The 26,852-nt window shown below is 70.3% G+C and carries 21 protein-coding genes and 1 tRNA gene; 5 read left to right on the top strand and 17 right to left on the bottom strand.

Annotated elements, in window-relative coordinates:
- Positions 1-277: 277 nt before the first annotated feature.
- From GRF61_RS00765 to GRF61_RS00755, 3 genes are all read right to left on the bottom strand, one after another.
- A complete protein-coding gene (locus tag GRF61_RS00765; protein WP_169148831.1) occupies positions 278-3,994 on the bottom strand; it encodes an autotransporter domain-containing protein in 3,717 nt (1,238 codons plus the stop codon).
- A 291-nt stretch (positions 3,995-4,285) separates the two neighbouring features.
- Positions 4,286-5,272: a pyridoxamine 5'-phosphate oxidase family protein gene (locus tag GRF61_RS00760; protein WP_169148830.1), complete on the bottom strand. Its 987-nt coding sequence runs from the start codon at positions 5,270-5,272 to the stop codon at positions 4,286-4,288.
- Positions 5,273-5,275: 3 nt separating this feature from the next.
- A complete protein-coding gene (locus tag GRF61_RS00755) occupies positions 5,276-5,923 on the bottom strand; it encodes a glutathione S-transferase (RefSeq protein ID WP_169148829.1) in 648 nt (215 codons plus the stop codon).
- A gap of 117 nt (positions 5,924-6,040) precedes the next feature.
- Here GRF61_RS00755 and GRF61_RS00750 point away from each other — a divergent pair, with 117 nt between their 5' ends.
- Positions 6,041-6,940, top strand: coding sequence for a LysR family transcriptional regulator (locus GRF61_RS00750; protein WP_169148828.1), 900 nt, complete (start codon positions 6,041-6,043; stop codon positions 6,938-6,940).
- Between the two features lie 68 nt (positions 6,941-7,008).
- Here the strand turns inward: GRF61_RS00750 and GRF61_RS00745 are convergent, their stop codons facing one another.
- From GRF61_RS00745 to GRF61_RS00730, 4 genes are all read right to left on the bottom strand, one after another.
- Positions 7,009-7,848, bottom strand: a complete 840-nt coding sequence (locus tag GRF61_RS00745; RefSeq protein WP_211165656.1) for an alpha/beta hydrolase — start codon at positions 7,846-7,848, stop codon at positions 7,009-7,011.
- A 145-nt stretch (positions 7,849-7,993) separates the two neighbouring features.
- Positions 7,994-8,872: an EamA family transporter gene (locus GRF61_RS00740; RefSeq protein WP_169148827.1), complete on the bottom strand. Its 879-nt coding sequence runs from the start codon at positions 8,870-8,872 to the stop codon at positions 7,994-7,996.
- A 96-nt stretch (positions 8,873-8,968) separates the two neighbouring features.
- A complete protein-coding gene (gene tpx / locus GRF61_RS00735) occupies positions 8,969-9,469 on the bottom strand; it encodes a thiol peroxidase (protein WP_133594541.1) in 501 nt (166 codons plus the stop codon).
- Between the two features lie 59 nt (positions 9,470-9,528).
- Positions 9,529-10,419, bottom strand: a complete 891-nt coding sequence (locus GRF61_RS00730; RefSeq protein WP_169148826.1) for a cache domain-containing protein — start codon at positions 10,417-10,419, stop codon at positions 9,529-9,531.
- Between the two features lie 156 nt (positions 10,420-10,575).
- Here GRF61_RS00730 and GRF61_RS00725 point away from each other — a divergent pair, with 156 nt between their 5' ends.
- Positions 10,576-11,535, top strand: a complete 960-nt coding sequence (locus GRF61_RS00725) for an SdiA-regulated domain-containing protein (RefSeq protein WP_169148825.1) — start codon at positions 10,576-10,578, stop codon at positions 11,533-11,535.
- A gap of 13 nt (positions 11,536-11,548) precedes the next feature.
- Here GRF61_RS00725 and GRF61_RS00720 read toward each other — a convergent pair whose 3' ends face one another.
- From GRF61_RS00720 to GRF61_RS00685, 8 genes are all read right to left on the bottom strand, one after another.
- Entirely contained in the window at positions 11,549-11,776 is a 228-nt protein-coding gene (locus tag GRF61_RS00720) for a formate dehydrogenase subunit delta (RefSeq protein WP_169148824.1), read from the bottom strand.
- A 2-nt stretch (positions 11,777-11,778) separates the two neighbouring features.
- Positions 11,779-14,745, bottom strand: a complete 2,967-nt coding sequence (gene fdhF / locus GRF61_RS00715; protein WP_169148823.1) for a formate dehydrogenase subunit alpha — start codon at positions 14,743-14,745, stop codon at positions 11,779-11,781.
- 16 nt (positions 14,746-14,761) lie between these two features.
- Positions 14,762-16,417, bottom strand: coding sequence for an NADH-quinone oxidoreductase subunit NuoF (locus tag GRF61_RS00710; RefSeq protein WP_169148822.1), 1,656 nt, complete (start codon positions 16,415-16,417; stop codon positions 14,762-14,764).
- The gene (locus tag GRF61_RS24705) at positions 16,414-16,977 is read right to left on the bottom strand and encodes a formate dehydrogenase subunit gamma (RefSeq protein ID WP_348982324.1); all 564 of its coding nucleotides are present in this window, start codon (positions 16,975-16,977) and stop codon (positions 16,414-16,416) included. Before GRF61_RS24705 ends, GRF61_RS00710 begins: the two co-directional genes overlap by 4 nt.
- Positions 16,978-17,044: 67 nt before the next feature.
- The gene (locus GRF61_RS24700) at positions 17,045-18,694 is read right to left on the bottom strand and encodes an OFA family MFS transporter (protein WP_169148821.1); all 1,650 of its coding nucleotides are present in this window, start codon (positions 18,692-18,694) and stop codon (positions 17,045-17,047) included.
- Between the two features lie 772 nt (positions 18,695-19,466).
- Positions 19,467-20,546, bottom strand: a complete 1,080-nt coding sequence (locus tag GRF61_RS00695) for an NAD(P)-dependent alcohol dehydrogenase (protein WP_169148820.1) — start codon at positions 20,544-20,546, stop codon at positions 19,467-19,469.
- 178 nt (positions 20,547-20,724) lie between these two features.
- Positions 20,725-21,615 (bottom strand): LysR family transcriptional regulator, encoded by an 891-nt coding sequence (locus GRF61_RS00690; protein WP_169148819.1) that lies wholly within the window; start codon positions 21,613-21,615, stop codon positions 20,725-20,727.
- 402 nt (positions 21,616-22,017) lie between these two features.
- Positions 22,018-22,114: transfer RNA gene (locus GRF61_RS00685), tRNA-Sec, on the bottom strand.
- Between the two features lie 116 nt (positions 22,115-22,230).
- Between GRF61_RS00685 and GRF61_RS00680 the strand changes: the two genes are divergently transcribed.
- Positions 22,231-22,866 carry a methyltransferase domain-containing protein gene (locus tag GRF61_RS00680; RefSeq protein ID WP_169148818.1) on the top strand — a complete coding sequence of 212 codons (636 nt, stop codon included), beginning with the start codon at positions 22,231-22,233 and terminating at the stop codon, positions 22,864-22,866.
- A gap of 92 nt (positions 22,867-22,958) precedes the next feature.
- Here the strand turns inward: GRF61_RS00680 and selB are convergent, their stop codons facing one another.
- Positions 22,959-24,887, bottom strand: a complete 1,929-nt coding sequence (gene selB, locus GRF61_RS00675; RefSeq protein WP_169148817.1) for a selenocysteine-specific translation elongation factor — start codon at positions 24,885-24,887, stop codon at positions 22,959-22,961.
- Positions 24,888-25,077: 190 nt separating this feature from the next.
- Between selB and GRF61_RS00670 the strand changes: the two genes are divergently transcribed.
- Positions 25,078-26,004: an L-lactate dehydrogenase gene (locus tag GRF61_RS00670; RefSeq protein ID WP_169148816.1), complete on the top strand. Its 927-nt coding sequence runs from the start codon at positions 25,078-25,080 to the stop codon at positions 26,002-26,004.
- Between the two features lie 312 nt (positions 26,005-26,316).
- Here the strand turns inward: GRF61_RS00670 and GRF61_RS00665 are convergent, their stop codons facing one another.
- A complete protein-coding gene (locus GRF61_RS00665) occupies positions 26,317-26,490 on the bottom strand; it encodes a hypothetical protein (RefSeq protein ID WP_169148815.1) in 174 nt (57 codons plus the stop codon).
- Between the two features lie 58 nt (positions 26,491-26,548).
- Here GRF61_RS00665 and GRF61_RS00660 point away from each other — a divergent pair, with 58 nt between their 5' ends.
- Entirely contained in the window at positions 26,549-26,746 is a 198-nt protein-coding gene (locus GRF61_RS00660; protein WP_133594528.1) for a hypothetical protein, read from the top strand.
- Positions 26,747-26,852 lie beyond the last annotated feature (106 nt).

Genomic DNA, 26,852 nt, shown 5'->3' with positions numbered 1-26,852 from the left:
ATCACACGCCGTGGGCGGGCGGGGCCTGAGGCGCGGCGCCGCGCGACCCGCGGGCCGCACCGCGCTCACGCCGGGAAAAGCTCAGGAGGGCCTGGAACACGCCCGCCCGCGGGAGGGCTCACCCGTGGCGGGCATCGCGCCCCACGCATGCCGGTGCCCGCAATGCGCGGGGGTGGCTGAGCCGCCAGCCGCCGCGGATGTCGGCGCCCGCGGCAGTGGCGCACCGGACCGGGCCCGGCGCCACCGTTTCACAGCCGCAGCAGCATCGGCCAGGCGTTCACCACTGGTACTTCAGCCCGGCGATCAGGGTGTGCTGGGTCTGGCGCTCATCCACGCCGAGGTTGTAGTCCAGCGCCAGGGCCAGGCGCTCGCTGGCCTTGCCCTTGAGGCCGAAGCCCAGCACCGCGCTGTCGTGCTCCTGCTTCAGGCCGCCGACGCGGAAATCCACGCCGGGTGCGCCCTGGAAGGCCACCTCCATCTCGCTGCCACGGTCCGCCCACTGGTGGGCCCAGAAAGCGCGCAACTCGCCGGTGAGCCCGCCGTCGTTGAGCGGCACCTGCAGCCGCCCGCCCAGCATGGAGACCAGTGAGCGGGTGGTCTGGCCGTCGGCGTCCAGGCCGAGCGCGCCGGCGCCCTTCTCGCGGAAACCGTCCTGCTTCAGCACCACGTTCTGCAGCGACAGCGCCGGCTCCAGCACATAGCCGCCGCGATCGATGCGATAGGCCGCCTCCACGAACAGGCCGGCTTCGCGGCCGTCGTAGTCGGCGGTGGCGCGGGTGACATCGCTGCCGATGAGGATGTCGCGGCTGGTGTGGTAGTCGTTCCAGCCATAGGCGGCGATGGCCCGGAAGCGCCAGTCATCCACCTCGTAACTGCCGTAGGCGGCGAGCTGGTGGCCGCGCACCCGGGCGTCGTCGCTGCCGGCGGTGGCGTAGTCCAGCCGGGTTTCGTTGTACTGGTAGGCCAGGCCGACGGCGAGGCGCTCGCTCAGCCGGCTGTCGGCGCCCAGCAACAGGCCGCTGCTGTCGCTCTTGTAGCCGGCGGCGTTGCCGTCGGAGCGGGTGTTGCCGTGGCCGCCGACGACCTGCGCCCACATGTAGCCGCGCTCGCGCTGCGGCCGCAGGCGCAGGCCCAGCCCGCCGCCGACGTCGCTCATCGTGTCCGCCTGCGCGTTGGCCGCCAGCAGCACCGGCTCACTGGCGTTGAAGCCCAGCAGCGGCGCGCCGCCGGCCGCGCCGCCGATGTTGTGGCTGCCCAGGGTCTGGATGGTGCTGGAGAGCACGCCGAGGTTGGCCAGCCCGAGGTGGGCGCGGCCGCTCATGCTGTCGAACGCGACTTGCGCCTGCGCGGTGGAAAGGGTGTCGATGCGGGACAGCACCTGGTCGAACTCGCTGCCGATGGGCACGCTGAGCGCGGCTGCGGTCAGCGCGTTGGCCACGCCGGCCTGGTTGGGCGTGGTGCTGACCGAGGCATAGCCGGCGCCGTTGGGCGTCAGCGTCAGTTCCACCAGCTGGTCGTCGTAGCGCACCACCGGCGTCACGAAGGCGAAGTCGCTGCTCACCGAGCTGAAGGAGCCGCTGACCAGGCCGCTGGCGCTCAGGATGGTGTAGCGGGCGTTGGCGGTGTATTCCGCCGAGCCGGCGAGAACGCTGAGGCCGCCGGCGAGGAAGGCGTTGCCGTCGACCACCACCGCGTCGGAGAGGCCGCTGGTCGTGGTGTGCACCCGGTAGAGCGAGCCGCTGGCCAGCGTCAGGTCGCCATCCACATGCAGCGCGCTGCCGGGCGCATCCAGCGCCAGCACGCCGCCGGCCGCCACCGTGGTGCTGCCCACCGTGCCGCTGCCGGACAGCGTGCCGCCGGAGGCCACCTGCAGCGTACCGCCGAGGCTGCCATCGACGGTAAGCGTGCCGCCGCTCACCGTGGTGAGGCCGGCAAACGCGCTGGAATTTCCGCTCAAGGTGGTATTGCCGGCGAGCTGGTTGATCGCACCGCTGCCGGACAAGGCCGCGGCCAGGGTGTAGCTGCCGAGGTAGTTGAGGTTGAGCGTGCCGTTGCCGGTGCCGAAGGCAATGGAGGTGGTGTCCAGCACGCCGGCCGCCTGGGCCGCGGCACCCGCCGCGGCGCCGAGGTTGAGCACGCCGGTGGAGCCTGCCTGGGTGGCGATGCCCAGCTCGGTGGCGCTGACGGTGCCGCCGTCGCTCACCGTCAGCTCGCCGGAACCGCCGAGGCCGACGTGCAGCTTGTGCGTCGAACTCCAGTGGGAGCCGCTGCCGGTGACCACCGCCGAACCGCTGCTGCCGCTCTCGTTGGCGATGTAGACGCGGTTGCCGCTGACCGTGGCGCCGCCGCTGACCAGCAGGGTGCCGGTGCCGAAGCGGCCGACGTTGAAGTCCTGCCCGGCCGTCACGCTGGAGCCGTTGCCGCTGACGGTGAGGCTGCCGTGCGAGCTGACCAGGTCGCCGAGGATGGTCTGGGCGCCGGCCGTCAGCGTGCTGCCGCCGGTAACGGTGACCTCGCCCGAGGCGCCGCCGCTCTGGCCGACGAGAAGGTCGCCGCTGTTGGTCCAGCTCGAACCGCCGCTGAGGTGGACCTCGCCCACGGCCCCATTGGCCACGCCGACGTAGCCGTCGGTGCTGCTCACCATGCCGTTGGCCGATACCGTCAGCGTGCCCTCGCCCTCGTTGCCCACATACAGCACGCCGGAGTTGATCCAGTTGCCGGTGGTGATCGTCACCTCGCCCGTGCTGCCGGCAAGATGGCCCACCAGGCCGCCGGTGCTGGTCACCGTGGCGCCGTTGCTCACCGTCAGCGCGCCGCTGCCGGCGTAGCCCACCGAGATGCGGTCGCTGGCCGTCCAGGTGGCATCGTCCACCGTCACGCTGCCGGAGCCGGCCGCCGCGCCGCCCAGCAGGACGGCGCCAGTGTTCAGGCTGCCGCCGTCCTCCACGGTGAGCGTGGCGCTGCCGCCGGTGGAGGTGTTGTCGAAGGGATCGCCGCCCATGATCAAGCGGCCGGTGGTCCAGCTGCCGCCGCTGACGAGGGCGGTGCTGGTGGAGGAGGCATAGCGGGCGATCAGGGTGTCGCCGGAGCTGACGCTGCCGCCGCTCTCCACCGTGAGGCTGCCGTCGCCGTAGAGGCCGAGGTAGAAGGCATCGTTGATCGTCAGCTGGCTGCCGCTGGTCACCGTGATGGCGCTGGCGAGGCCGGCGGCGCTGGCCACCGTCGCACTCTGGGTGGTGACGCTGGCGCCGCCGCTCAGGCTGAGCGTGCCGGTACCGCCGACGCCCACCGCCAGCGCGCCGCTGTTGTTCCAGCTGCTGTTGCTGCCGCTCAGGCTCACTTCGCCGCTGCTGCCCACGCCGTCGCCCAGGTGGGCGCTGTCGCTCTCCAGGTGGCCCTCGGTGATTTCTATGGTGCCGCTGCTGCCGTAGCCGACATAAAGCGTGCCGGTGCCTGCATCGAAGCTGCCGCCGGTCTGCAGCGTCAGCGTGCCGCTGCCGCCGGCCGTGGCGCCGATATAGACCGGGCCGCTGGTGACGGAAGCGCTCGCGCCCTGCTCCACCGTAAGCGCGGCGCTGCCCTCGTTGCCCAGGGTCAGCGCGCCGGTGGAGACGATGAAGGCGGCGCCGCTGCCGCTCACGCTGAGCACGCCGTTGGCCCCGGCGCTATTGCCCATCAGCGCAGAGCCGGTGGTGAGGCTGCCTCCGGCGGTGATGTTGAGCCGCCCCTCGCTGCCGCCGCCCAGCACCAGGAAGTTGATGGTGGTGGTGGAGCCGAGACTGGCGACCGGCGCCGAGATCAGGTCGAAGGTGGCGGTGTCGCCGCTGCCCGGCGGGCCGTAGCCGTCCCAATCCCAACTGCCCAGGGTGTTCCAGTTCGCCCCCTGACTGCCGTTCCAGCGGAAGTTGCCGGCCAGCGCCGGGTGGCTGAGGCCAAGGCCAACGGCGAGGGCGAGCACGGTGAGACGGGGACAGGACGATTTCCGGATGGGCATGGCGGGAAACTCTCTTGGTTGTTGCGTCCCTCGCCCGGTGGCAGCGCCGGCAAGCGCTCAATCCAGATCGCTCATGTCGGGGACGACGAATAAATGTAAGTGCATGTTATCACCGCAGTATGTCCCCAGATGACAGGCGCAAAGGAAATTCCGCCGACGGCGGGCCCGGGGCGGACAGCCTGAACAGCCCGCGCGGCGTCGGCTTCGAAGGAAAAAGGCAGCCGCAGCACGCGCCACCCTCTCCGCACACTCCACCCCGCCCGGGAAGGAAGAGCCACTCGCCTTCCGACCCTAGGCAGCCGGCAGGAAGGGCGAGGGCTGGAAGGCCGCCGGCCAGCCCAGCGGCACGGCCTGCGGGCGATGGCAGACGGCGGTGACGACGATGCGCAGCAGGCGCTCGGCACCGGGCAGGGCCGGCGCGTCCTCGGCCTCCAGGATCTCCGCCCGCCCGGCCACATGCAGCAGCCCGGCCGGCGCGCCCGCAGCGAGAAACACCAGCCCCACCCGCGGCTCCAGCAGCAGGTTGCCGAAGGTGTTGAAGAAGCGGTTGCCGGCATAGTCCGGCAGCAGCAGCGCGGCGCTGCCGTCCTCCGCCACCGACAGGCGGACGAAGCCGGGCGGGCCGCCGCGGTGAGAGGCATCCGCGCCATAGGCCAGCGCCGCGTCCTCGCCCGGATGGCGGGAGGCGATGAACAGGGTGTCGGCGCTGGCGATCAATTCCCGCGCGGCGGCATCCGGGGTGCTCAGCCACTGTGCGGGCGCCGCCCCTGCGGCCGCGGCCCCTTCCTCCAGGTAAGCCACTTCGCGCCCCTGGATGTACTTCGGACAATTGCCGAAGCTCTCCAGCACCGCCAGCTCGAAGCCGCCGCCATCCATCGCCGTCACCACGCCATTGAGCCGGTTGCGCCGCCGCGTGGCCGGCTGGATGCCCAACAGGCCGATACGCGCGCCAGGCCGGATCGCCGCCTGCAGCGGGTCGCCCGCCGGCGGCAGCGCCGCCACCCGCAGCCGCTGCGGCGTAGGCGAATGGAGGAAGCCCGGCGGCCCGGCCAGCAGCGTCGCCCACGGCTGGCCGGTGGCGTCCGCCGCGCCCAGCACGACGAAGGGCAGCTGGGCGAAGAACTCGCGGTGCTGTTCCGGCATGTGGTCGCGGATCACCCGCTGGCCGATGGGCGCCAGCTCCTCCTCCACGCCGATGCGCGCCTGCAGCAGGCGCTCGCCGGCATGGAAGCCGCGGCCGGGGTGCTCCGGCGGTGGTCGTTGCGGGGCGGTATCCATCGCTCAGTCTCCGCTGCGGTCCGGCGAGCGCGGCATGCCGACGAAGCCGGGCAGCGCCTCCACCCGCTGCAGCCAGGCGCGCACCGCCGGGTAGGGCCGCAGCGACACGCCGCCCTCCGGCGCGTGGGCGGTGTAGCTGTACATGGCGATGTCCGCCAGCGTGGGCGTGTCGGCGGCGAGGTAGGCGCGGGCGGACAAGGTCTGCTCCATCACCGGCAGCAGACGGTCGGCCAGCGCCACCGCAGCGGCGTAGTCGATGTCGGCGCCGAACACATGCTTCAGCCGCGCCCGCGCCGGGCCGAAGGCGAGCAGGCTGGCGGCGGCGGAGAACCAGCGCTGCACCCCGGCGGCGCCCAGCGGGTCGGCCGGCAGCCAGCGGATCACCTCGTCCGCGCCATAACGGCCGGCCAGGTACACCAGGATGGCGTTGGAATCCGCCAGCACCGTGTCGCCATCCTTCAACACCGGAATCTGGCCAAAGGGGTTCAGCGCCAGGAAGTCCGGCTGGCGGTGGGCGCCAGCGGCCAGGTCCAGCTCTTCGTAACGGAAGGGCAGCCGCAGCAGCGACAGGAACAGCGCCACCCGGTGGCAGTGACCGGACAAGGGCAGGCCGTACAACACCAGCGGTTCGTTGGGCAGCGTACGGGTCATGGTGGGTCTCCTTGGTTGTTGCGGCAGTGGGAGCCCCGATTGTGATTAGTCCTTGATCGGCAATAAATGACGCCAGCGGATTAGACTCCTGCCAATTTCGCAGCAATCGGAGTGCGCATGGACAAGCTCAGGGCGATGCAGATGGCGGTCGCCATCGCCGATGGCGGCAGCCTCACCGCCGCCGCCGACAGCCTGGACCTCTCCCTGCCGGTGGTCGTCCGCGGCCTGGCCGCGCTGGAAGCCGGACTCGGCGCCCGCCTCTTCCACCGCAGCACCCGCCGCCTCGCCCTCACCGAGGAAGGCCGCCGCTATGTCGCCCAATGCCGGCAGATCCTCGCCGACATCCATGAGGCCGAAGCCGCGGTGGCCGGCGACGCGGTCGATCCCGCCGGCCAGCTGGTCGTCACCGCGCCGGTGCTGTTCGGCCAGAAGCACGTCGCCCCGGTCGTCACCCGCTTCGTCCAGCGCTACCCGCGCATGCGGGTGGACCTGCGGCTGTACGACCGGGTGGTGAATCTGCTGGAGGAGAACATCGACGTCGCCATCCGCATCGGCCCGCTGCAGGACCAATCCCTGGTCGCCCACGCGCTGGGCCAGCTGCGCCGCATCACCGTCGCCGCCCCCGCCTATCTCGCCGCACATGGCAGGCCCGCGCATCCCCGCGAACTCGCCGCCCATGAATGCATCGCCTTCACCAGCAACGCCGCCGCGCTCTGGCACTTCGGCGAGCAAGGTCGCGAATTCAGCCTGCCAGTGGACGGCCGCCTGCGCTTCAACCACGTCGCCCCGGCGGTGGACGCCTGCCGCGCCGGCCTCGGCTGCGGCAGCTTCATCTCCTACCAGGTCGCCGAAGACCTGCAGGCCGGCCGGCTCGTCGCCATCCTCGAAGACTACGAACTGCCGCCGCGGCCGGTGCACCTGGTCTATCCGAGCGCACGGCTGCTGCCGGCGCGCAGCCGGGTGTTCATCGATTGGGTGAAGCGGGAGATGGGCGGCTCCCTGACGGCGACTTCCTAGAGGCTCCTCGGGCCGGACCGGCGGACGAGCGCGACCCTTGCGGGCGGCAGCCACCGCAGCCTGCCGCCCTATCGCTCCACCGCCATCCGGTACAGCCGCGGCCACGACTCCGCCCAGCAGCAGTGATGGTCGTAGTCCGGCTCGACTGCCACATGCACCGGCGCCCCCGGCGGGAAGGCGGCGGCGAAGTTGCGCACCAGCTCGGCGGGGATGGCGCTGTCCCTGCCGCCGGCGAAGTGCCATTGGGGCAGCTGGCGCAGGGCGGCGATTTCGTCCGCCGGGTTGAGGGAAGCGGTGAGCGGGCTGAGGCGCAGGCGGGTGGTCCAGGCGCGGTGGTCGAGGTTGCCGGCGATGGTGATGAGGCGGTCCACATCCGTGCGCCGGGCGGCGAGCAGGGCGGCGACGGCGCCGCCACCGGAGTGGCCGACGAGGATGAGGCGGCGGCTGGCAGTGGCCTGCTTCAGCTGGTCCAGCGCGCGGCTGCTGGCTTCCACCACCTCGGGGGCGAAGCGGGCGGTGGTCCAGTACCGGCTGCCGCAGGCGGGGTTCTGCTGGCGCAGGTACTGGCAGGGCCGGCCGAGGTAGGCGGCCTTGCCGCCGGGCTGGGCGAGGGCCAGGCGCAGCGCCAGCGGGTCGCGCGGCGTGGGGTCGTCGGAGGGCTGGCTGCGGGTGATCCAGGCGAGGCCGTCGCCTTCGACATAGACGGTAAGCGTGTCGGCGGAATCGGCGGCTGCGCTCGCCGGCAGGTAGGCGAGCAGGGTGAAGGCGCCGGCGGGGATGGCCTGCGCCTGCCAGCCCCGGGCCTGGGCGAGCGCCTCCGCGGCGTCGCGGCGGGCCTGCGGCGTGGGCACGGTGGTGCAGGCGGCGAGGGCGGCCGCCAGGCCAGCGAGCATGAGGGAGGCTGGCATGCCTGCCTCAGGCCGGCGGACTTGCCCGGCCGGCTCACCCCAGGAGGAGCGAACCTGCAGGCGCCGCCACTGCGACCTCATCCACCCCAGTCGGGCATGCAAGCAACGGAGCAGGCGCAACACCGGCGCCAGCAGGGCCGCCACCCTAAGCCCGTGCCCGCTTCGGCAGCAGCGCCGCCGACAGCGCGGCGATGATCAACACCACCGCGGCCAGGTCCTGCGCATGGGGCTGTTCGCCGGTGATGGGCATGGCGGAGCCGAGGCCGATCACCGGGATCATCATCACAGACAGCGCGCTGGCCACCGGCGGCAGGCTGCGGGCGATGGAGAACCACAGCAGCTGCGCGGCGGCGCAGGCGATGACGACGCCGTAGATCATGGCCACCCACATCTGCGGGCTGAAGTCGAAGCCGGGCAGTGGCTCGTTGGCCAGCGCCAGCAGCCATAGCAGCGGCGCGGCGCAGATGAGCATGCCGACGGTGAGCGCCTCGGTGGAGATGGCGATGGGCAGGCGTTTCAGCAGCAGGGTGCCGATGGCCCAGGAGGCGGCCGCGGCCAGCATCCACAGCATGCCGGTGGGCCGGCCGGAGAGATGGCCCAGCTCGTGCCACAGCAGCAGCAGCACCGCCAGCGCGGCGCAGCCGGTGGCGATCCACAGCCGCGGGCTCATGCGCTCGCGGAAAAACAGCACGCCGAACAGCACCGTCCAGATGGGCATGGTGAAGCCGAGGATGGCGGCCCGGCCGGAGGCCAGCGCCTGCACGCCGAAGATGGAGAAGCTGTACCAGCCGACGATGTTGGGCAGCGCCAGCAGGGCGACGCGCCCGTACTGTTCGCGCGGGATCTTCAGGCTGACGCCGCGGCTGCGGAACCAGGCAAGCAGCAGCAACAGGCCGCCGGTGACAGTGAGCGCGCGGAAATAGAGCGGCGACATCTCCCGCAGCGAGAGCTTCATGATCGGCCAGTTCATGCCCCAGAACAGGGTGAGCAGGACCAGGGCGACGAGGGTGCGGGCGGGCAGCAAGCGGAACTCCGGCAAAGTGCAGAAATGAAACGCGGCGGGCCCGGAGACCCGCCGCGGCGGGCGCAGCGCGATGGCTGCGCGGTGCTTCCGGGCCGCTTACTTCAGCACGGCGAGCGCGGCGGCGTAATCCGGCTCGTTCTTGATCTCCGACACCAGCTGGGCGTGGATCACCTTGTCGTTCTCGTCCAGCACCACCACCGCACGGGCGGTGAGGCCGGTGAGCGGGCCGGAGGCGATGGCCACGCCATAGTCCTTGGCGAAACCGGGGCTGCGGAAGGTGGACAGCGGATGCACGTTCTCCAGCCCTTCGGCCACGCAGAAGCGCTTGGCGGCGAAGGGCAGGTCGCCGGAGACGATAAGCACCACGGTGTTGGCCAGGCCGCCGGCCTCGGCGTTGAACTTGCGGGTGGAAGTGGCGCAGGTGGGGGTATCCAGGCTGGGAACGATGTTCAGCACCTTGCGCTTGCCGGCGTAGGCGCTGAGGCCGACGTCGCCCAGATCACCGGCGGTGAGGCTGAAAGCCGGAGCGGTGGCGCCCACCTGCGGGAAGTTGCCGGCGATCTCGATGGGGTTGCCGCCCAGGGTTACGGTACTCATGGGGTGATGACTCCTCTTCTGTCTCAGGGGAAAAACCGGGTCTCGCCGCCAGCCGCCGCTCAGCGCGTGTAGTAGCCCACGCCGACCAGCCGGCCGTCCACGGCCCGGAAATAGGTATGTTTGCTTTCGATCTTGCCGGTGGTCGGGTTGCGCCAGGCATAGTCCATCTCGCCGGCGCCTTTCCTGCTGGCCACGTTGATCATGTCGGTGATGATCGCCTTCCCCTTGGGATCGCGCAACTCGCGACTGTCTCGCCCCACCAGCGCAGGCGAGGCACCGTGGGCCAGGGTGCGGCCATCGGCCATGTCCACCACGAAAACGTAGAGGTCGTCGCGCAGGAAGGGGCCGCCGGCGCGCTGGAACTCGCCCGCCGCCGCCGCCGGGTCGCGTTTCACCGCCTCCACCGCCCGCTCCAGCAGCGCCCGCGCCTCCGCCGGCGTGGCACGCGGGGCATAGAAGCCGACGGCGACGATGATGCCGCGCACCTGGCGGAACAGCGTCACCTTGGGCTCCTCGCGGCCGTCGGCCGGGTTCAGCCAGCGGTACTCCACCCGGCCCTCGCCGCGGGCGGCTGCGGTATCCAGGATCTCGCGGAAGAAGGGCTTGCCATCGGCATCCTTGTGCTCGGCCACGTTCTGGCCCACCAGCGCCACCGAGGAACCGCCGCTGGCGAGGAAGCGGCCATCCGGCGCCAGCGCATAGACGTAGAGGTCGCGGTCCACGTAACCGCCCTCGCGGGTGAAGTCGGCCAGCGCCGCCTCGCCCTTCTCCTCCACATGACGCACCGCGCGGCCGAGCAGCGCGGTGGCGCGCTTCTCGTCCCAGCGCTCGGACAGGCGCGGCGCATCCTCCGCCGGGCCGGCCGCTGCGGCCACCGCCGGCAGCAGGCCGGCGCCCACCGCCAGGCCCAGCATCAGCAAACGGGAAGCGGCACGTACGAAAGGCAGCATGATCTTGTCTCCTATGGTGTTTTGATTTGTCCCGCCAAGATAGGAGCTTGCCGGCCCGCTGTCGAGCGCCGCCGGCGGGTGTTAATCAAAGGTTCACCGTCCGCGGGTTACTTTGGCCAGCGCCTTTCCGATGCGACTTTCCAGACCACGCCGGCCATGCTCGCCTCCCTGCCCCTCTCCCAGCTCTCCCAGCTCTGGCGCGACGCCCCCCTGCGCATGGGCGCCGCCGCCCTGCTGCTCGCCCTCGGCCTGCAGCAGGCGGTGGTGCGCAGCGATCTGGACGACCGCCTGTACGCCGCCTGGATGCGCGCCAGCGTGCCGGCACAAGAGGCCGGCCGCGGCATCGGCCTGTTCGGCTACCAGGCCGAGATCCAGGGCAAGGCGCTGGCCGGCGTCGCCGACAACGCCTCCGGCCTGGCCTGGAACGGCGACACCGGCACCCTCTTCCTCGCCATCAACAACCCCGAGCAGATCATCGAGCTCAGCCCGCGCGGCGAAGTGCTGCGACGCATGGAACTGAGCGGTTTCAGCGACGTGGAAAGCCTGGACTGGGTGGGCGGCAGCCGCTTCGTGCTGGCCGAGGAACGCCGCCAGGCGCTGGTGCTGGTGGACCTGAACGAAACGCAGACGCGCATCGCCCGCGACCAGGCGCGCAGCTTCTCGCTGGGCATAGAGGCTGGCAACAACAAGGGTTTCGAAGGCATCGCCTGGGACCCGCGCGACAACGGCCTGTACATCGCCCGCGAGCGCGACCCGATGCGGCTGTACAAGCTGCTCGGCCTGCTCGACGGCGGCCCCAACGCCCAGATCAGCCTGGTCGCCGACCTGCCGGAAGAAGCTGGCGCCCTGGCCCACAACAGCGACCTCTCCGGCCTGCATTTCGACCCCGTCAGCAACAGCCTGCTGGTGCTCAGCGACGAATCCCGGCTGCTCAGCGAAGTCCGCCCCAACGGCCGCGCGGTGAGCTTCCTCGAACTCAGCCGCGGCTGGCACGGCCTGGAGAAGGACGTGCCGCAGGCCGAAGGCGTGGCGATGGACGAGGAGGGCACCCTCTACCTGGTGAGCGAGCCCAACCTGTTCTACGTGTTCAAGCGCAGCGCCGGCGAGCGGCGCTAGCCGCCCGCCACCTTCAATGGCCCGGCTGGCGCTGCGCCAGCAGCTTCACCGCCTCCTGCACCGGCAGCGCCAGGCCCTCGCCGCCTTGTTCGACGTGCGCCACGATGGCGCGGCGCATGCGGGGCTCCCAGAAGCGTTGCAGGTGGTTGGCGATTTCGCTGCGGGCCTGGGCGGGGTCGGGCCAGGCTTCGAAGAACTGGCCGATCTGGTTGGCCATCTTGATCAGCGGCTGGATCTCCATCGTCAGACCTCCACCTTGCCGTCGGCCGAGGCGGCACGCAGGTGGCCTTCCTGCCGTCGGGTGAAGCGCTGGAAGCGCTCCTGCCATTCGGAGGGCTTGCTCACCGGCACCACCTGCACCGCCGTCACCTTGTATTCCGGGCAGTTGGTGGCCCAGTCGGAATTGTCGGTGGTGATGACGTTGGCGCCGGACTCGGGGAAGTGGAAGGTGGTGTAGACCACGCCCGGCTGCACCCGCCCGGTGAGGGTGGCGCGCAGCACGGTTTCGCCGGCGCGGCTGCTGATGCCGACCCAGTCGCCATCGTGGATGCCGCGCTCCTCGGCGTCCTGCGGGTGGATCTCCAGCCTGTCTTCGGCATGCCACAGGTTGTTGGGCGTACGCCGCGTCTGCGCGCCGACGTTGTACTGCGACAGGATGCGGCCGGTGGTGAGGATGAGCGGATAGCGCGCGTTCACCTTCTCTTCGGTGGCGACGTAGCGCGTCGGCATGAAGCGGCCCTTGCCGCGCACGAAGCCGCCGATGTGCATGATGGGCGTGCCTTCCGGCTGCAGGCCGTTGCACGGCCACTGGATGCTGCCCAGCTCCTCCAGGCGCTGGTAGCTGACGCCGGCGAAGGTGGGGGTGAGGCGGGCGATCTCGTCCATGATCTCGGACGGATGGCGGTAGTCCATCGGGTAGCCGAGCGCGTTGGCCAGCTCGACGGTGATCTCCCAGTCCGCCTTGCCGGCCAGCGGCGGCATCACCTTGCGCACGCGGGAAATGCGGCGCTCGGCGTTGGTGAAGGTGCCATCCTTCTCCAGGAAGCTGGCGCCGGGCAGCAGCACATGGGCGAACTTGGCGGTTTCGTTGAGGAAGATGTCCTGCACCACCACGCATTCCATCTCGCGCAGCGCGGCTTCGACGTGCTGGGTGTTGGGGTCGGACTGGACGATGTCCTCGCCCTGGCAGTAGAGGCCCTTGAAGCTGCCGTCCAGCGCGGCTTCCAGCATGTTGGTGATGCGCAGGCCGGGCTCGGGGTCGATGTCCACGCCCCAGGCTTCGCCGAAGAGGGCGCGGGTGAGCGGGTCGGACACATGGCGGTAGCCCGGCAGCTCGTGCGGGAAGGAGCCCATGTCGCAGGAGCCCTGCACGTTGTTCTGGCCGCGCAGCGGGTTCACGCCCACGCCTTCGCGGCCGATGTTGCCGGTGGCCATGGCGAGGTTGGCGATGCCCATGACCATGGTGGAGCCCTGGCTGTGCTCGGTGACGCCCAGGCCGTAGTAGATGGCGCCGTTGGGGCGGCGGTTTGCCACGTCGGCCGCGGTGCCGTCGCTGCGGCCGGTGGCGTACAGGCGGGCGGCACCGCGCAGCTCGGCGGCGGGCACGCCGGTGGTGGCCTCCAGCGCTTCCGGCGAATTGGCCGGATCGGCGACGAAGGCGCGCCACATGGCGAAGGACTCGGCATCGCAGCGCTCGGCGACGAAGGCCTCGTCCACCAGCCCCTCGGTGACGATGACGTGGGCCAGCGCATTGATGACCGCCACATTGGTGCCCGGCCGCAGCTTGAGGTGGTGAGCGGCGGCGATGTGCGGCGAGCGCACCAGGTCGATGGCGCGCGGGTCGAGGACGATGAGCTTGGCGCCCTGGCGCAGCCTGCGCTTCAGCCGCGAGCCGAACACCGGATGGCCGTCGGTGGGGTTGGCGCCGATCACCATCACCACGTCGGCGTACTGCACCGAATCGAAGGTCTGGGTGCCGGCAGAGGTGCCATAGGTCTGGCCCAGGCCGTAGCCGGTGGGCGAGTGGCAGACGCGGGCGCAGGTATCGACGTTGTTGTTGCCGAAGCCGGCCCGGATCAGCTTCTGCACCAGGTAGGTTTCTTCGTTGGTGCAGCGCGAGGAGGTGAGGCCGCCGACCGCGCCCTTGCCATGCTTGGCCTGGATGCGGCGGAACTCGGAGGCGGCGTGGCTGATGGCCTCCTCCCAGCTCACCTCGCGCCAGGGCTCGTCGATGCTGGCGCGTATCATCGGCGACTTGATGCGGTCCGGATGGGTGGCATAGCCCCAGGCGAAGCGGCCCTTGACGCAAGAGTGCCCGCGGTTGGCCTGGCCGTCCTTGTACGGCACCATGCGCACCACTTCGTTGCCCTTCACCTCCGCCTCGAAGGCGCAGCCCACGCCGCAGTAGGCGCAGGTGGTGACCACGCTTTTCTCGGCCTGGCCCTGCTCGACGACGCTCTTCTCGATCAGCGTCGCGGTCGGGCAGGCCTGCACGCAGGCGCCGCAGGACACGCACTCCGAGCCGAGGAAGTTCTCGCCGGCACCGGCGGTGACGCGGGATTCGAAGCCGCGGCCGGAGATGGTCAGCGCGAAAGTGCCCTGGGTTTCCTCACAGGCGCGCACGCAGCGGTTGCAGACGATGCACTTGGCCGGGTCGTAGGTGAAGTAGGGGTTGGAGGTATCCGGCGCGACCGCGTGTTCGGCATCGAAGTGGTTGTCGTTGCCCGTCATGCCGTAGCGCACTTCGCGCAGGCCGACCACGCCGGCCATGTCCTGCAGCTCGCAGTCGCCGTTGGCGGCACAGGTGAGGCAGTCCAGCGGATGGTCGGAGATGTAGAGCTCCATCACCCCGCGGCGCAGTTCGGCCAGCCTGGGGCTCTGGGTGCGCACCACCATGCCGGCCTCGGCCGGCGTGGTGCAGGAGGCGGGATAGCCGCGACGGCCCTCGATTTCGACCAGGCACAGGCGGCAGGAGCCGAAGGGCTCCAGGCTGTCGGTGGCACACAGCTTGGGCACGCTGCAGCCGGCCAGGCCGGCGGCGCGCATCAGCGAGGTGCCGGCCGGCACGGTGACGTCGTTGCCGTCGATGCAGAGGGTGACCAGGGTGTCCGACTCGCGCGCGGGCGTGCCCAGGTCCGGGCTGCGGTGGAAGGTGATGGGCACCGCGGTGGCGGCGGGCTGCAGGCGAGCCTGGGGATCGGGGTGGTTCATCGTTCTGTCTCCTCCTTCAGGCCGCGGCCGGCGCGGACTTGTCCTGCGCGCCGAAGTCGCGCGGGAAGTGCTTGAGCGCCGACAGCACCGGATAGGGCGTCATGCCGCCCAGGGCGCACAGCGAGCCGTTGAGCATGGTGTCGCACAGCGATTCCAGCAGCGCCAGTTCCTTGCCCGCCGGGCGGTGATGGGCGCGGGCGTCGAGGATGCGGTCCAGCACCTCGGCGCCGCGGGTGGAGCCGATGCGGCAGGGCGTGCATTTGCCGCAGGACTCCTCGGCGCAGAACTCCATCGCGTAGCGCGCCAGCTTGGCCATGTCGGCGCGGTCGTCGAACACCACCAGGCCGCCGTGGCCGATCATCGCGCCCATCGCGGCGTACTGCTCGTAGTCCAGCGGCACGTCGAACTGGGATTCCGGCACGTAGGCGCCCAGCGGGCCGCCGACCTGCACCGCGCGTATCGGCCGGCCGCTGGCGGTGCCGCCGCCGTAGTCGTACAGCAGCTCGCGCAGGGTGATGCCGAAGGCCTTCTCCACCAGGCCGCCGTGGCGGATGTTGCCGGCGAGCTGGAAGGGCAGCGTGCCGTGGGAGCGGCCCATGCCGTAGTCGCGGTAGAAGGCGGCGCCCTTGGCCAGGATGACCGGCACCGAGGCCAGGCTCATGACGTTGTTGATCACCGTCGGCTGGCCGAACAGGCCGGCGATGGCCGGCAGCGGCGGCTTGGCGCGCACCACGCCGCGCTTGCCTTCCAGGCTCTCCAGCATGGAGGTCTCTTCGCCGCAGATGTAGGCGCCGGCGCCCATGCGCGCTTCCAGTTCGAAGGCGCGGCCGCTGCCGAGCACGTCCGGCCCGAGGTAGCCGGCCGCGCGGGCGCGGTCTATGGCTTGCTCCAGCGTGCGGAAGGCGTGCGGGTATTCGGAGCGGACGTAGATGTAGCCCTGGGTGGCGCCCACCGCCAGCCCGGCGATGGCCATGCCTTCGATCAGGCAGTAGGGGTCGCCTTCCATCAGCATGCGGTCGGAGAAGGTGCCGGAGTCGCCCTCGTCGGCGTTGCAGCAGACGTACTTCTGCGCCGCCGGGGTGCCCAGCACCGTCTTCCACTTGATGCCGGTGGGGAAGGCCGCGCCGCCACGGCCGCGCAGGCCGGAGTCGGTGACTTCCTGCACCACCTCGGCCGGCGCCATCGCCGCCGCCCGCGCCAGGCCGTCGAAGCCGCCGTTGGCGCGGTAGTCGTCCAGGCACAGCGGATCGACGATGCCGACGCGGGCGAAGGTGAGCCGCTCCTGGCCGGCGAGGAAGGGGATGTGTTCGGTGAGGCCATGGCCGAGGCGATGCGGCGCACCGTCGAGGAAGCCGGCGTCGAACAGCGCCGCCACGTCCTCCGCCTGCACCGGGCCGTAGGCGATGCGGCCGTGGGAGGTGACGACCTCCACCATCGGCTCCAGCCAGTACAGGCCGCGCGAGCCATTGCGCACGATGTCCACCGCGATGCCGCGGCGGGCGGCCTCGGCGGCGATGGCGGCGGCGGTTTCCTCCGCGCCCAGCGACAGGGCGCCGGAATCGATGGGAACATAGAGCCGGCGAACGGCCGCCGTGCCGCCGTCCTGCGGCAACACCACCTCGTCCGCGTAGGTCGACCGTGCGCCGGCGGGTGCGGGTACGGAAACGCTCATGCCGCCACCTCCTGTCCGGCCCGTTCGGCATCCCGCTCGCGCAGCCCCGCGAGCAGCGCATCGAAACGCGCTGGCGTGATGCGGCCGCGGACGTCGTCATCCACCCGCACTGCCGGCGAACAGGCGCAGTTGCCCAGGCAATACACCGGCAGCAGGGTGACGGCGCCATCCGCCGTGGTTTCGTGCCAGTCCACGCCCAGCGTGGCGCGGGCGTAGGCCTCCAGGCCCTCGCCGCCCATCGCCTGGCAGGATTCCGCGCGGCATACCTGCACCACATGCCGGCCCGGCGGCTGGGTGCAGAAGTGGTGGTAGAAGGTGAGCACGCCGTAGACCTCGGCGCGGCTGAGGTTGAGCGCGCTGGCGATCATCGGCACCGCCTCCGGCGGCACCCAGCCGAACTCTTCCTGGATGGCGTGCAGGATGGGCAGCATCGCGCCCGGCAGGGCCTTGCGCGCATCGACGAGGGCCTGCAGGCGATCGCCCGCCGGCGTCGTACAGGACGCGGCAGACGCTTGAGGAGTCGGGGTTGGGATCGGACTCGGGGTCGGGGGAGTGCTCACGTCTTCTTGTCTCCTCGCCGGTGCCGCCACGGCTGCGGCACCGGCGCTCGGGCAGTTGCGGGAACGGCTAGCCGAACAGCGCCGCCGTCTTCTGCAGGGTGATCCAGATGCCCCAGCCCAGGGGAATCCAGACCGCCGCCCAAGCCAGCAGGACCTTGCCGGAATGGGAGGCTTCCTTGGCCAGCGCTTCGACATCGTCCACGAAGTGCTGGTGGGTGTTGTCGGCCTGGCGTTTTTCGTCCGCCAGCTCCTCGTCGCTCATGTAGTGCTGCTCGGCCACCGGCCTCACCAGCCAGTTGCAGATGAAGCCCAGCACCAGCAGGCCGGCGAGGATGTACATGGTCACCGTGTAGGCATCGGCCCGCGCCACACCCTGTTCGAGTTGGTACTCGCGGATGTAGTTCACGATGACCGGGCCGAGGATGCCGGCGGTGGCCCAGGCGGTGAGCAGGCGGCCGTGGATGGCGCCCACCATCCTGGTGCCGAACATGTCCGCCAGATAGGCCGGCACGGTGGCGAAGCCGCCGCCGTACATGGACAGGATCACGCAGAAGAAGATGACGAACAGCGCCAGGCTGCCGGCCGCGGCGGTGGTGGGAATGGCGGCGTAGAGGCCGCAGCCGAGCAGGAAGAAGATGGAGTAGGTGAGCTTGCGCCCCAGCTTGTCCGACAGCGAGGCCCAGAAGAAGCGGCCGGCAATGTTGAACAGCGACAGCAGGCCGGTGAAGCCGGCTGCCACCGCGGCGATCTGGGTCTTCTGCGCCGCGTCCAGCTCGTTGAAGCTGGCATCCACGCCGATCAGCTTGCCGGCGAACACCTCCTGCAGCAGCGGCGAGGCCATGCCGATGATGCCGATGCCGGCGGTCACGTTCAGGCACAGCACGCCCCACACCAGCCAGAACTGCGGCGTGCGCCAGGCCTTGTCCAGGTGCACATGGCGCTGGGTGACCATGCTCTTCTGCGCTGCCGGCGGCGGCGTCCACCCAGCCGGCTTCCAGTCCGGCGGCGGCACCCGGTAGCCCAGCGCGCCGGCCATCATGAAGACGAAGTAGATCGCCGCCAGGCACAGGAAGGTCTCCCACACGCCGACCGAGGTTGCGGTGGCGAAGGTGTTCATCAGCTTGTCCGCCAGCGGCGCGCCTATCATCGCGCCGCCGCCGAAGCCCATGATGGCCATGCCGGTGGCCATGCCGCGGCGGTCGGGGAACCACTTGATCAGCGTCGACACCGGCGAGATGTAGCCCAGCCCCAGGCCGATACCGCCGATCACGCCGGAGCCCAGCCACAGCATCCAGATCTGGTGCAGATACACGCCCAGCGCCGAGATCACCAGGCCACCGCACCAGCACAGCGCCGCCACCACGCCGGCCTTGCGCGGCCCGGCACGCTCCAGCCAGCCGCCCCAGATGGCCGCCGAACAGCCGAGGAAGACGAAGAACAGGGTGTACATCCAGCCCAACATGGAAATCTTCCAGTCGCAGCCGGTGGCGAACACCTGGGCGAAGAAGCCCATGTCCGCCGGGCAGGCCAGGGGCGCGGTGATGCCTACCGCTTTCGACAGCGGCAGCCAGAACACCGAGAAACCGTAAGCCATGCCTATGCATAAATGGATTGCGAGTGCTGCGGGGGGAACCAGCCAGCGATTGAAGCCGGGCTGGGCGATGGTGCGTTCCTTGGCGAGCAGGCCGAAACCTGTCGCGGCAAGCGTTGCCGACATTGAGCGTCTCCTTTGGTGTTATCCGTCACCACACTGGCGAACCGATACGGCGTCAGGCCGGGCTCATATTGTCTCGCACGCCTCTATCCCCGGCGCCGTCCGCGCAAGCTACGCCCGCCCCCGGGGGATGGAAAACGAGAAATACCGAACAGCTGTTCGGCTATGGCGAACGCCGCGGTGCTGCGCCGCGGCATCTTTTCCGCGGCGCGAGCCGGGGGATGAGGATTTCCCGCCCGGGCGCCATGCCCGCCTGCGCGGAATGCATGGAATGGCGCGGCATGCCCAGGCGGCAGCAGCCACGCCTTCGCGCCAGCGTACCGATGCGGAGCGGAGCACCAGGACTGGGCCGCACCCGCCTGGGGTGCAACATGGCGCGGCGCGGCAAGGGGAAGCCGTTTATCCGACACCGGCTCCTGACGCCGGAGCCTGGTGAGCCGCCGTGCCGGCGCCGGATAGCGGCCGCCGACCGACTGCCGGATAACGATCGGTCCGCGCCATTCTCTCTCCCATCGCGGGGGAAAGCCGGGAAGAGGGGGCCCCCCGAGCGGCGGCTTCAGTTCAGCCCAAGCGCCGCTCTCCCCTTCCCCGGGAGAGAGGGGAGCAAACCGGCCGTCGCCCTGGTTGCAGCGGGCAGCCCCTCAACTTCAGCTCCCGGTCACTCAGGCCGGAACCCCGCCGCCCGCCTTGTTCCGCCGCGGGCAGTCCTTGCAGGGCTTGCTCTTTTTGCAGCATTTCTTCTTGCCGGCCATCTCCGCCCCCTCCCCCGCCGCCTTCAGCTCGGCTTGATCGCTACCTTCAGCACACCGTCGCGCTGGTGGCCGAAGAGGTCGTAGGCGGCGACGATGTCGTCCAGCTTGAAGGTGTGGGTGACCATGGGGCCGAGGTCGACGCGCTGCGAGGCGATGATGTTCATCAGCCGGCGCATGCGCTCCTTGCCGCCGGGGCACAGCGAAGACACGATGTTCTTCTCCGCCAGCCCGGCGCCGTAGGCGCCCAGCGGAATGCGCAGATCCTCGGAATACACGCCCAGGCTGGACAGCGTGCCGCCCGGCTTCAGCACCCGCAGCGCGGCCTCGAAGGTGGATTGCAGGCCCAGCGCCTCGATGGCCACATCCACGCCGCGGCCGCCGGTGAGGCGCAGGATTTCCTCCACCACGTCCACCTCGCGGAAATTCACCGTGACGTCCGCGCCCATGCGGCGCGCCATCTCCAGCCGGCCGGACACGCCGTCCACGGCGATGACCAGGCTGGCGCCGCGCAGCCGGGCGCCGGCGGTGGCGCACAGGCCGATCGGCCCCTGGGCGAACACCGCCACCACGTCGCCGATGCGGATGTTGCCGGCCTCGGCGCCGGCGAAGCCGGTGGACATGATGTCCGGGCACATCAGCACCTGCTCGTCGCTCAGCCCGTCCGGCACCGGCGCCAGGTTGGCCTCGGCGTCCGGCACCAGCACGTACTCCGCCTGGGCGCCATCCACCGTGTTGCCGAAGCGCCAGCCGCCCATGGGTTTGTAGCCGTGGCCCAGCGGCCCGCCATCCTGCGACGGGTGGCCATCCTGGCAGGCATGCGAGCGGAAGCCGGGGCAGATGGCACCGGCGATGGCGCGCTGGCCTTCGCGGTAGCCGCGTACGTTGGCGCCCAGCTTCTCGATCACGCCCACCGGCTCGTGGCCGATGGTGAGGCCGGGCGCTACCGGGTATTCGCCCTTGAGGATGTGGATGTCGGTACCGCAGATGGTGGTGGTGGTGATGCGCAGCAGCGCATCGTCCGGACCGACATCGGGAATGGGCTTATCGGCAAGTTCGATCCGCCCGGGGGCGACGAACACCGCCGCCTTCATCATTGCAGCCATCGCTATTCTCCTCGTCTTCGGGGCGGAACCGCGCCCGCGGCCACCCCTGGTTGCGGGTGCATGCCGCCTGCGGGCGGCACTGCCAGTCTAGCAAGGACGCAATACGCCGGCATGCGGCGGAGGGCAACGGCCGATTGCCGCAGCGTATGACGTTGGCTATAGCCGCCAACGCCGGCGCTCAGCCGCGGCCCGAGAAGTTGATCGCTTCGGAGAACAGGGCCTGCACCATGGGCGAGCGCGGCTCGCGCGCCATCGCCACCAGCGCGATCTGCCACGCCAGGCGCGGCTCCACCAGGTCCAGCGCCTTCACCCCGTGCGGCATGCCGATCAGCTCCAGCACCGCCCGCGGCACGATGCTGCACCAGGTGCCGGAGCACACATGGGCGAGGATGCTGACGATGGAGTTGCTCTCCAGCGTGATGTTGGGCCGGCAACCCAGGCGCAGGAACACGCCGTCTATGGTGCGGCGGTTCTGCATGTCCGGCGTCAGCAGGCAGAGGTTGAGCTGGGCCGCCTCCTGCCAGCTGATGGCGTCGCGCTCGGCCAGCTGGCCGTCGGCCGGCGCCAGCACCACATGGTCCTCGTCTGACAGCGGCACCATCGCCAGATCCGGCTGGGCGGCGGACTCGGCGTAGATGATGCCCGCCTCCAGCTCGAAGGCGTGCAGCCGCGCCAGGATCTCGCCGGTGGACAACGACAGCACCTCGCTGCGGACCTGCGGATGGCGCAGCGCGAAGCCGGAGGTGAGGGAGGCGACCACGGTGAGCGCGGTCGGGATCACGCCCAGCCGCAGCCGGCCGGAAAGCCCGCCACGCAGGCGCGCCAGCTCCTGGTGCAGATCGGCGGTGCTGGCCGCGGCGCGCTGGGCGTAATCCAGCACTCGCTGGCCTTCCGGCGTCAGCCCGGCGAATTGCTGGCCGCGCTCCACCACCGCGACGCCCAGCTCGCTCTCCAGATCGCGTATCGCCGCCGACAGCGTGGACGGCGACACATGGCAGCTCGCCGCCGCACGGCCGAAGTGCTTCTCCCGCGCCAGGGCGATCAGGTAGAGGTATTTGCGCGAGATCATGCGGCCGCCCCCAGGAACGACGGCGCGCTCCGCCATCGGAGGCCGCGGCATCGTGCCGCAGTATCGGCCGCCGGCAAGCAGGCCGCGCCCCTTGAATTCAGCGCCGGCCGAAACGCTGGCCGGCGCGCCGCCTCAGCCGAGCATGAAAAAAAAGTAACAGGGAGAAGACCGCCGCGCCGCCCCCGGCCGCCGGAAACCGCTTCGGCACTGCGCGGCAGGAGCTGCGCGCACGCGGAGAAACCGCTGCGGCGGGAAGGCGCGAATGGCCGGACGTCAGCCGCCAGCCCAGCGTTCACCGCCGTCACGGCCAGGCCACCCAGCCCGGCAGCGCGGCGCCATCCTGCCCGCAGCTCTGCCTGCAACTCAGCCCTCTCGGCGCCTGTGCGCAAACGTGGAAGGAAGTGGCGGAAGAGAATGGGAGTCGAACCCACCTGGGACCGGCTGACGGCCCCACCCGGTTTTGAAGACCGGTCGCCCCACCGGGGAACGCCTCTCTTCCGCAGAAAAGCCATCGGCGGCCTGCGCCGCCGAAGTCACATATTGTAGCGCCTGCGCGCCTGTAGGCCAGCGCAGCGGCTGCTAGCCTGAAGATGTTGCCCGCTCTCCGGCCCCGCCATGGACCATCAATCCGTCACCAGCGCCTACCAGCGCTATGCCCCGTTCTACGATCTGCTGTTCGGCGGCGTCTTCGAACCCGGCCGCCGCCGCCTCATCCAGGCGCTGGACTGCCGCGACGGCGACTCGGTGCTGGAGGTGGGCGTGGGCACCGGTCTGTCGTTGCCCCACTACCCGCGCCACACCCGCGTCACCGGTGTGGACCTTTCGCCTCACATGCTGGAACGCGCCCGGGCCCGGGTGCGGCGGCACGGCCTGGACAACGTCTCGCTGCTGGCAATGGATGCGCAATCCCTGTCCTTCCCGGATGCCAGCTTCGACAAGGTGGCGGCGCTCTACGTGGCCTCGGTGGTGCCCGACCCGGCGGCGATGATGCGCGAGCTGCGGCGGGTATGCCGGCCAGGCGGCCAGGTGCTGGTGGTGAACCACTTCTCCCGCGGCTATGGCCTCGGCCATGCGCTGGAGCGCGGCCTGGCGCCCTTCGCCCGCGCGCTGGGCTTCCGGCCGCTGTTCCCGCTCGCCCCCTTCGTCGCCGAGGCCGGCATGGAGCTGGCGGATACCCATCCGGTGAATCTTTTCGGGTACTGGACGCTGGTGCGTTTCATCAAGCCGGGGCCGGTGGGTACGCTGGCGTAGCGGCGCAGCGGGCGCAGCAGTGCTTCGCTTTTCCGCCTACGCCCCGTGAGAGCAGAGGGGAAACCCCCGCTGATCTGGTTGGCGCGTTCAGCTCAGACCGGCGGTTCGCCGCGCAGCAGGTGCACCCGGCGGGCACCCTCGCCGACGCGGCGGGTGTAGCCCACGCGGTCGAAGAATTCCAGCAGCTGGATGGCGCGCTTGCGGCCGATGGCGATGCGGTCGCGGAACTCGGCGGCGCGGATGCGGCCGTCGAACGCTGCCAGTTCGGCGACGATGGCCACCAGTTGCGCCATCGTGTCGCGGGTGTAGAAGAGATCGCGCACCGGCTGGAAGACCTCGCCGCGCATGGCGAGCCGGCGCAGCAGCTGGCGCACCTCGCTTTCGGGGATGGCGTTGGCCGTCGCCATGTCGCGCACCCAGGGCGGGTCGAAGCCGCCGGCGGCCAGCAGCGCCAGCAGGGCGTCGGCGCGCTTGCGGTCGGCCTCGCTCAGCTCCACCTTGTGCTGCGGCAAGTGCCAGGCCGAACCGGCGCGCGCCAGCCGGCCTTCGGCCAGCAGCGCCTCCAGCAGGGCGAGGAAGGCGGCCGAGGGCAGCTGCGGCGCGCACATGCGGCGCAGGCGCTCGCGCTCCACGCCCGGCTCGTCGGTGAAGACTTCGTGATAGGCGCCCAGCTTGACCAGCACCTGCGCTCCCAGCTTCGCCCAGTTGCTGGCGGAGAACAGGCGGCGGGCCGGGCGCACCTGCACCAACTCTGCCGCCGGCAGCAGCTCGCGCCAGGCCTCGTCCGGCAAGTTGTGGGCGGCGGCCAGTTCGTCGATGTCCAGGCCATGCGGCGCCGCTTCCAGCAGCGCGGCCAATCGTGCGGCGGCGTCTGGCTGCTCCAGCGCGGCCAGCAGCGCCAGCCGTTCCGGCCGGCGGCGGTGGCGGGCGGGCGCGAAGGGATCGAGCACGCTGCCGCCGCCCAGGGTTTCGCGGCCGGCGGCGTCGCGGATGACGATGCGGTCGCCGTGGCAGGCGAAGATCGGCCGGTCCAGCACCGCCTGCACCAGGCCGTCGCCGCCGGGGCCGAGGCCACCGGCCTCCAGCGCACCGTCCAGCAGGGCCAGCCGTGCCATCGCATGGCCGCCCGCATGGTGCAGGGTGACGCTGGTCCATTGGCCGAGCTTGCGCGGAGCCTCGGGCAACAGCGCCAGCCGCAGGTCCAGCCGGTCCGTGGGCCGCGCCAGCGCCGGCGTCAGCAGCCAGTCGCCGCGTTCGATTTCGCGGTATTCGATGCCGACGAGGTTCACCGCGCAGCGGCTGCCCGGGCCGCCGGCCTCGGCCTTGCGGTTGTTCACATGCAGGCCGCGCACCCGCACTTCGCGGCTAAAACCGTCCGGCCGGGCAAGCAGGGCCTGGTCGCCCACCTGGACCTTCCCGGCGTGCACCGTGCCGGTGATGACGGTGCCGGCACCGGCGATGGCGAAACGACGGTCGGCCACCAGCCGCAGGCCGCCGCGCACCACCGGCCCCGACTCGGCGGCGGCCACTTCGTCCAGATGGGCGCGCAGCTCGGCCACGCCTTCGCCACTCACTGCCGCCACCGGGAACACCGGGCTGCCGGCGAGCCGGGTGCCGGCCAGCAGCGCCTCCACCTCGGCGCCCACCTCCGCCACCCGCGCCGGCTCCACCCGGTCGCACTTGGTGATCGCCACCGCGCCGCGGCGTATGCCCAGCAGATGGACGATGGCCAGGTGCTCGCGCGTCTGCGGCATCACGCCGTCGTCGGCGGCCACCACCAGCAGCGCGTAGTCGATGCCGGCGGCGCCCATCAGCATGGTGGGCACGAAGCGCTCGTGGCCGGGCACGTCGATGAAACCCAGCACCCGCTCGCTACCGGGCAGCGGGGTGTAGGCATAGCCCAGCTCGATGGTGATGCCGCGCTGCTTTTCTTCCGGGAGATGGGTGGTGTCCACGCCGGTAAGGGCGCGCACCAGGGTGGTCTTGCCGTGGTCGATGTGGCCGGCGGTGCCGATGAGCATGGTGGGAGACTTCCGGGGTTGCGTGGGGCTGAGTGTAGCGCCCGGGCCGGCGCCGGACACCCGGCCGCCGCCTCGACCAGCAGCGATGGCGTGCAGCGCCGCGCCATGTTGCGCTGCGGCATAACCCTGCCGGCGAGGGGTAGAATTTCCTCTCCCCGCCGCCCCGCGGCCATCTGCACAGGAGCGCGACATGAAGGTTTCCGTCATCGGCATGGGTGCGGTCGGCACCGAGATCGTGGGTTTCCTGGTCAACATGAGCGAGGTGACCGAGATCGTCGCCGTCGACAAGGTGCGCGAGCGGGCCGAGGCGGAGATCTGGGATTTCTCCCACACCACGCCCTTCACCTACGCCAAGAACCCCAGGCTGATCGCCGGCGGCATGGAAGACACCCAGGGCAGCGACATCGTCGTCATCACCGCCGGGGCGCAGCTGCAGAAGGGGCAGACGCGCGACGACCTGGTGCGGGTGAACAGCGCCATCCTGCGGGAGATCATCGCCGGCGTGGAGCGCCACTCGCCGGGCGCCATCGTCATCAACGTCACCAACCCGGTGGATGTGATGACGCAGGTAATGCTGCGCGCCTCCAGCTACCCGCGCGAGCGCCTGATCTCCGCCGGCACGCTGATCGACACCGCTCGCTTCCTGCGCCTCCTCAGCGAGCATGTGAAGATCGACCCCAAGAACCTGTACGGCTACATGCTGGGCGACCACGGCGCCACCGGCTTCATCCCCTGGAGCCTGTGCCGGGTGTGTGGCGCCGAGGTGGATACCTTCTGCCGCCAGAACGGCCTGCCGCTGGTGGACCGCGAAGCCATGCGCCAGCAGACCCTGGAAGCCGGCTACCGCATCTTCGAGCGCAAGGGCAACACCAACCACGGCATCGCCGCCAGCGTGTTCCGCATCATCCGCGCCATCGAGGGCAACGAGCAGTCCATCCTGCCGCTGGGCGTGCTGCTGCAGGGCGAGTACGGCGTAAGCGACCTGGTGATGAGCGTGCCCTGCGTCATCGGCCGCAGGGGCGTGGAGCGCATCCTGCGACATGAATTCGCGCCGGAGGAACAGGCGGCGTTCCATGAATCGGAGCGGCATCTGCGCGCCTTGCTGGCGCTGGTGTGAGTGCAGCGCTCACCCCGCCGCCCCGTCGCATTGCCGCCATTCGCACACCGCAGGGTCGACATCCCACTTGCGCTGGCACCGCGGCAACGAAGTTTCGCGAGGGTGTCCGGCGCCACCGCCACTAATCCGTTCGCTACCGGAAGCGATCGCCTTCCGGCCGCCTGACAACGAAATCTCCAAGCCGCCGGCAACATCCCGCTTGAATGGGCGCACCCGGCCGAAAGGCTTTCAGGCGGTGCTTTCGACTATCTCCGCGACGCCCCTGTCGAGGCGCCGAATCCTTTCCAGCCCCCTCTTTTCTATGGTCGCCAGTTAATAAGACCAGGCGGGCAATGAATAGGAAATAAACGCGGCGGCCAATTCTTCTCTCCAATTCAGGAATAGAACTTGCCATTCTTCCGGCAGACCCGGCTCTTGCTTGTCGAACAAGACGGTTCTGTCAGGTGCCGCACCAATAAAAACAAGCGCGGCAAGCGACAAAGGCATGCAAGGACTGCGGTCACCGCGGCAAAAGAAGTTCCTTCATCCAACGAGAGAGACCGACATGAACGAGTTCTATGTAGAAAGGCGCAGCAACGAAAAAGACGAGCACCTCGTCCACAAGGGCAACTGCCCGTCCCTCCCTTCAGAGGAAAAGCTGCAATACATCGGCGTGCGCGGCGGCAATGAAGCCCCGCTCCAGGAAGCCGCCTACTTCTGGTATTCCAGTTCGGCGCCCTGTCCGGTGTGCATGGGCAGCTGAAAAAGCCCGGCGTACCTTTCGGGCCTGGAAGCGCAGGGAATGGATTTATCGGGTACCGGCGTGCCCTATAAATCCATTCCGGCAATTCACTCCTGCAGATCATTAC

Source organism: Azoarcus sp. TTM-91, from assembly GCF_012911025.1.
Taxonomy (GTDB): Bacteria; Pseudomonadota; Gammaproteobacteria; order Burkholderiales; family Rhodocyclaceae; genus Azoarcus.
Note: the sequence above shows the minus strand (reverse complement) of the source record. Positions and strands in the feature narration are given on the sequence as shown.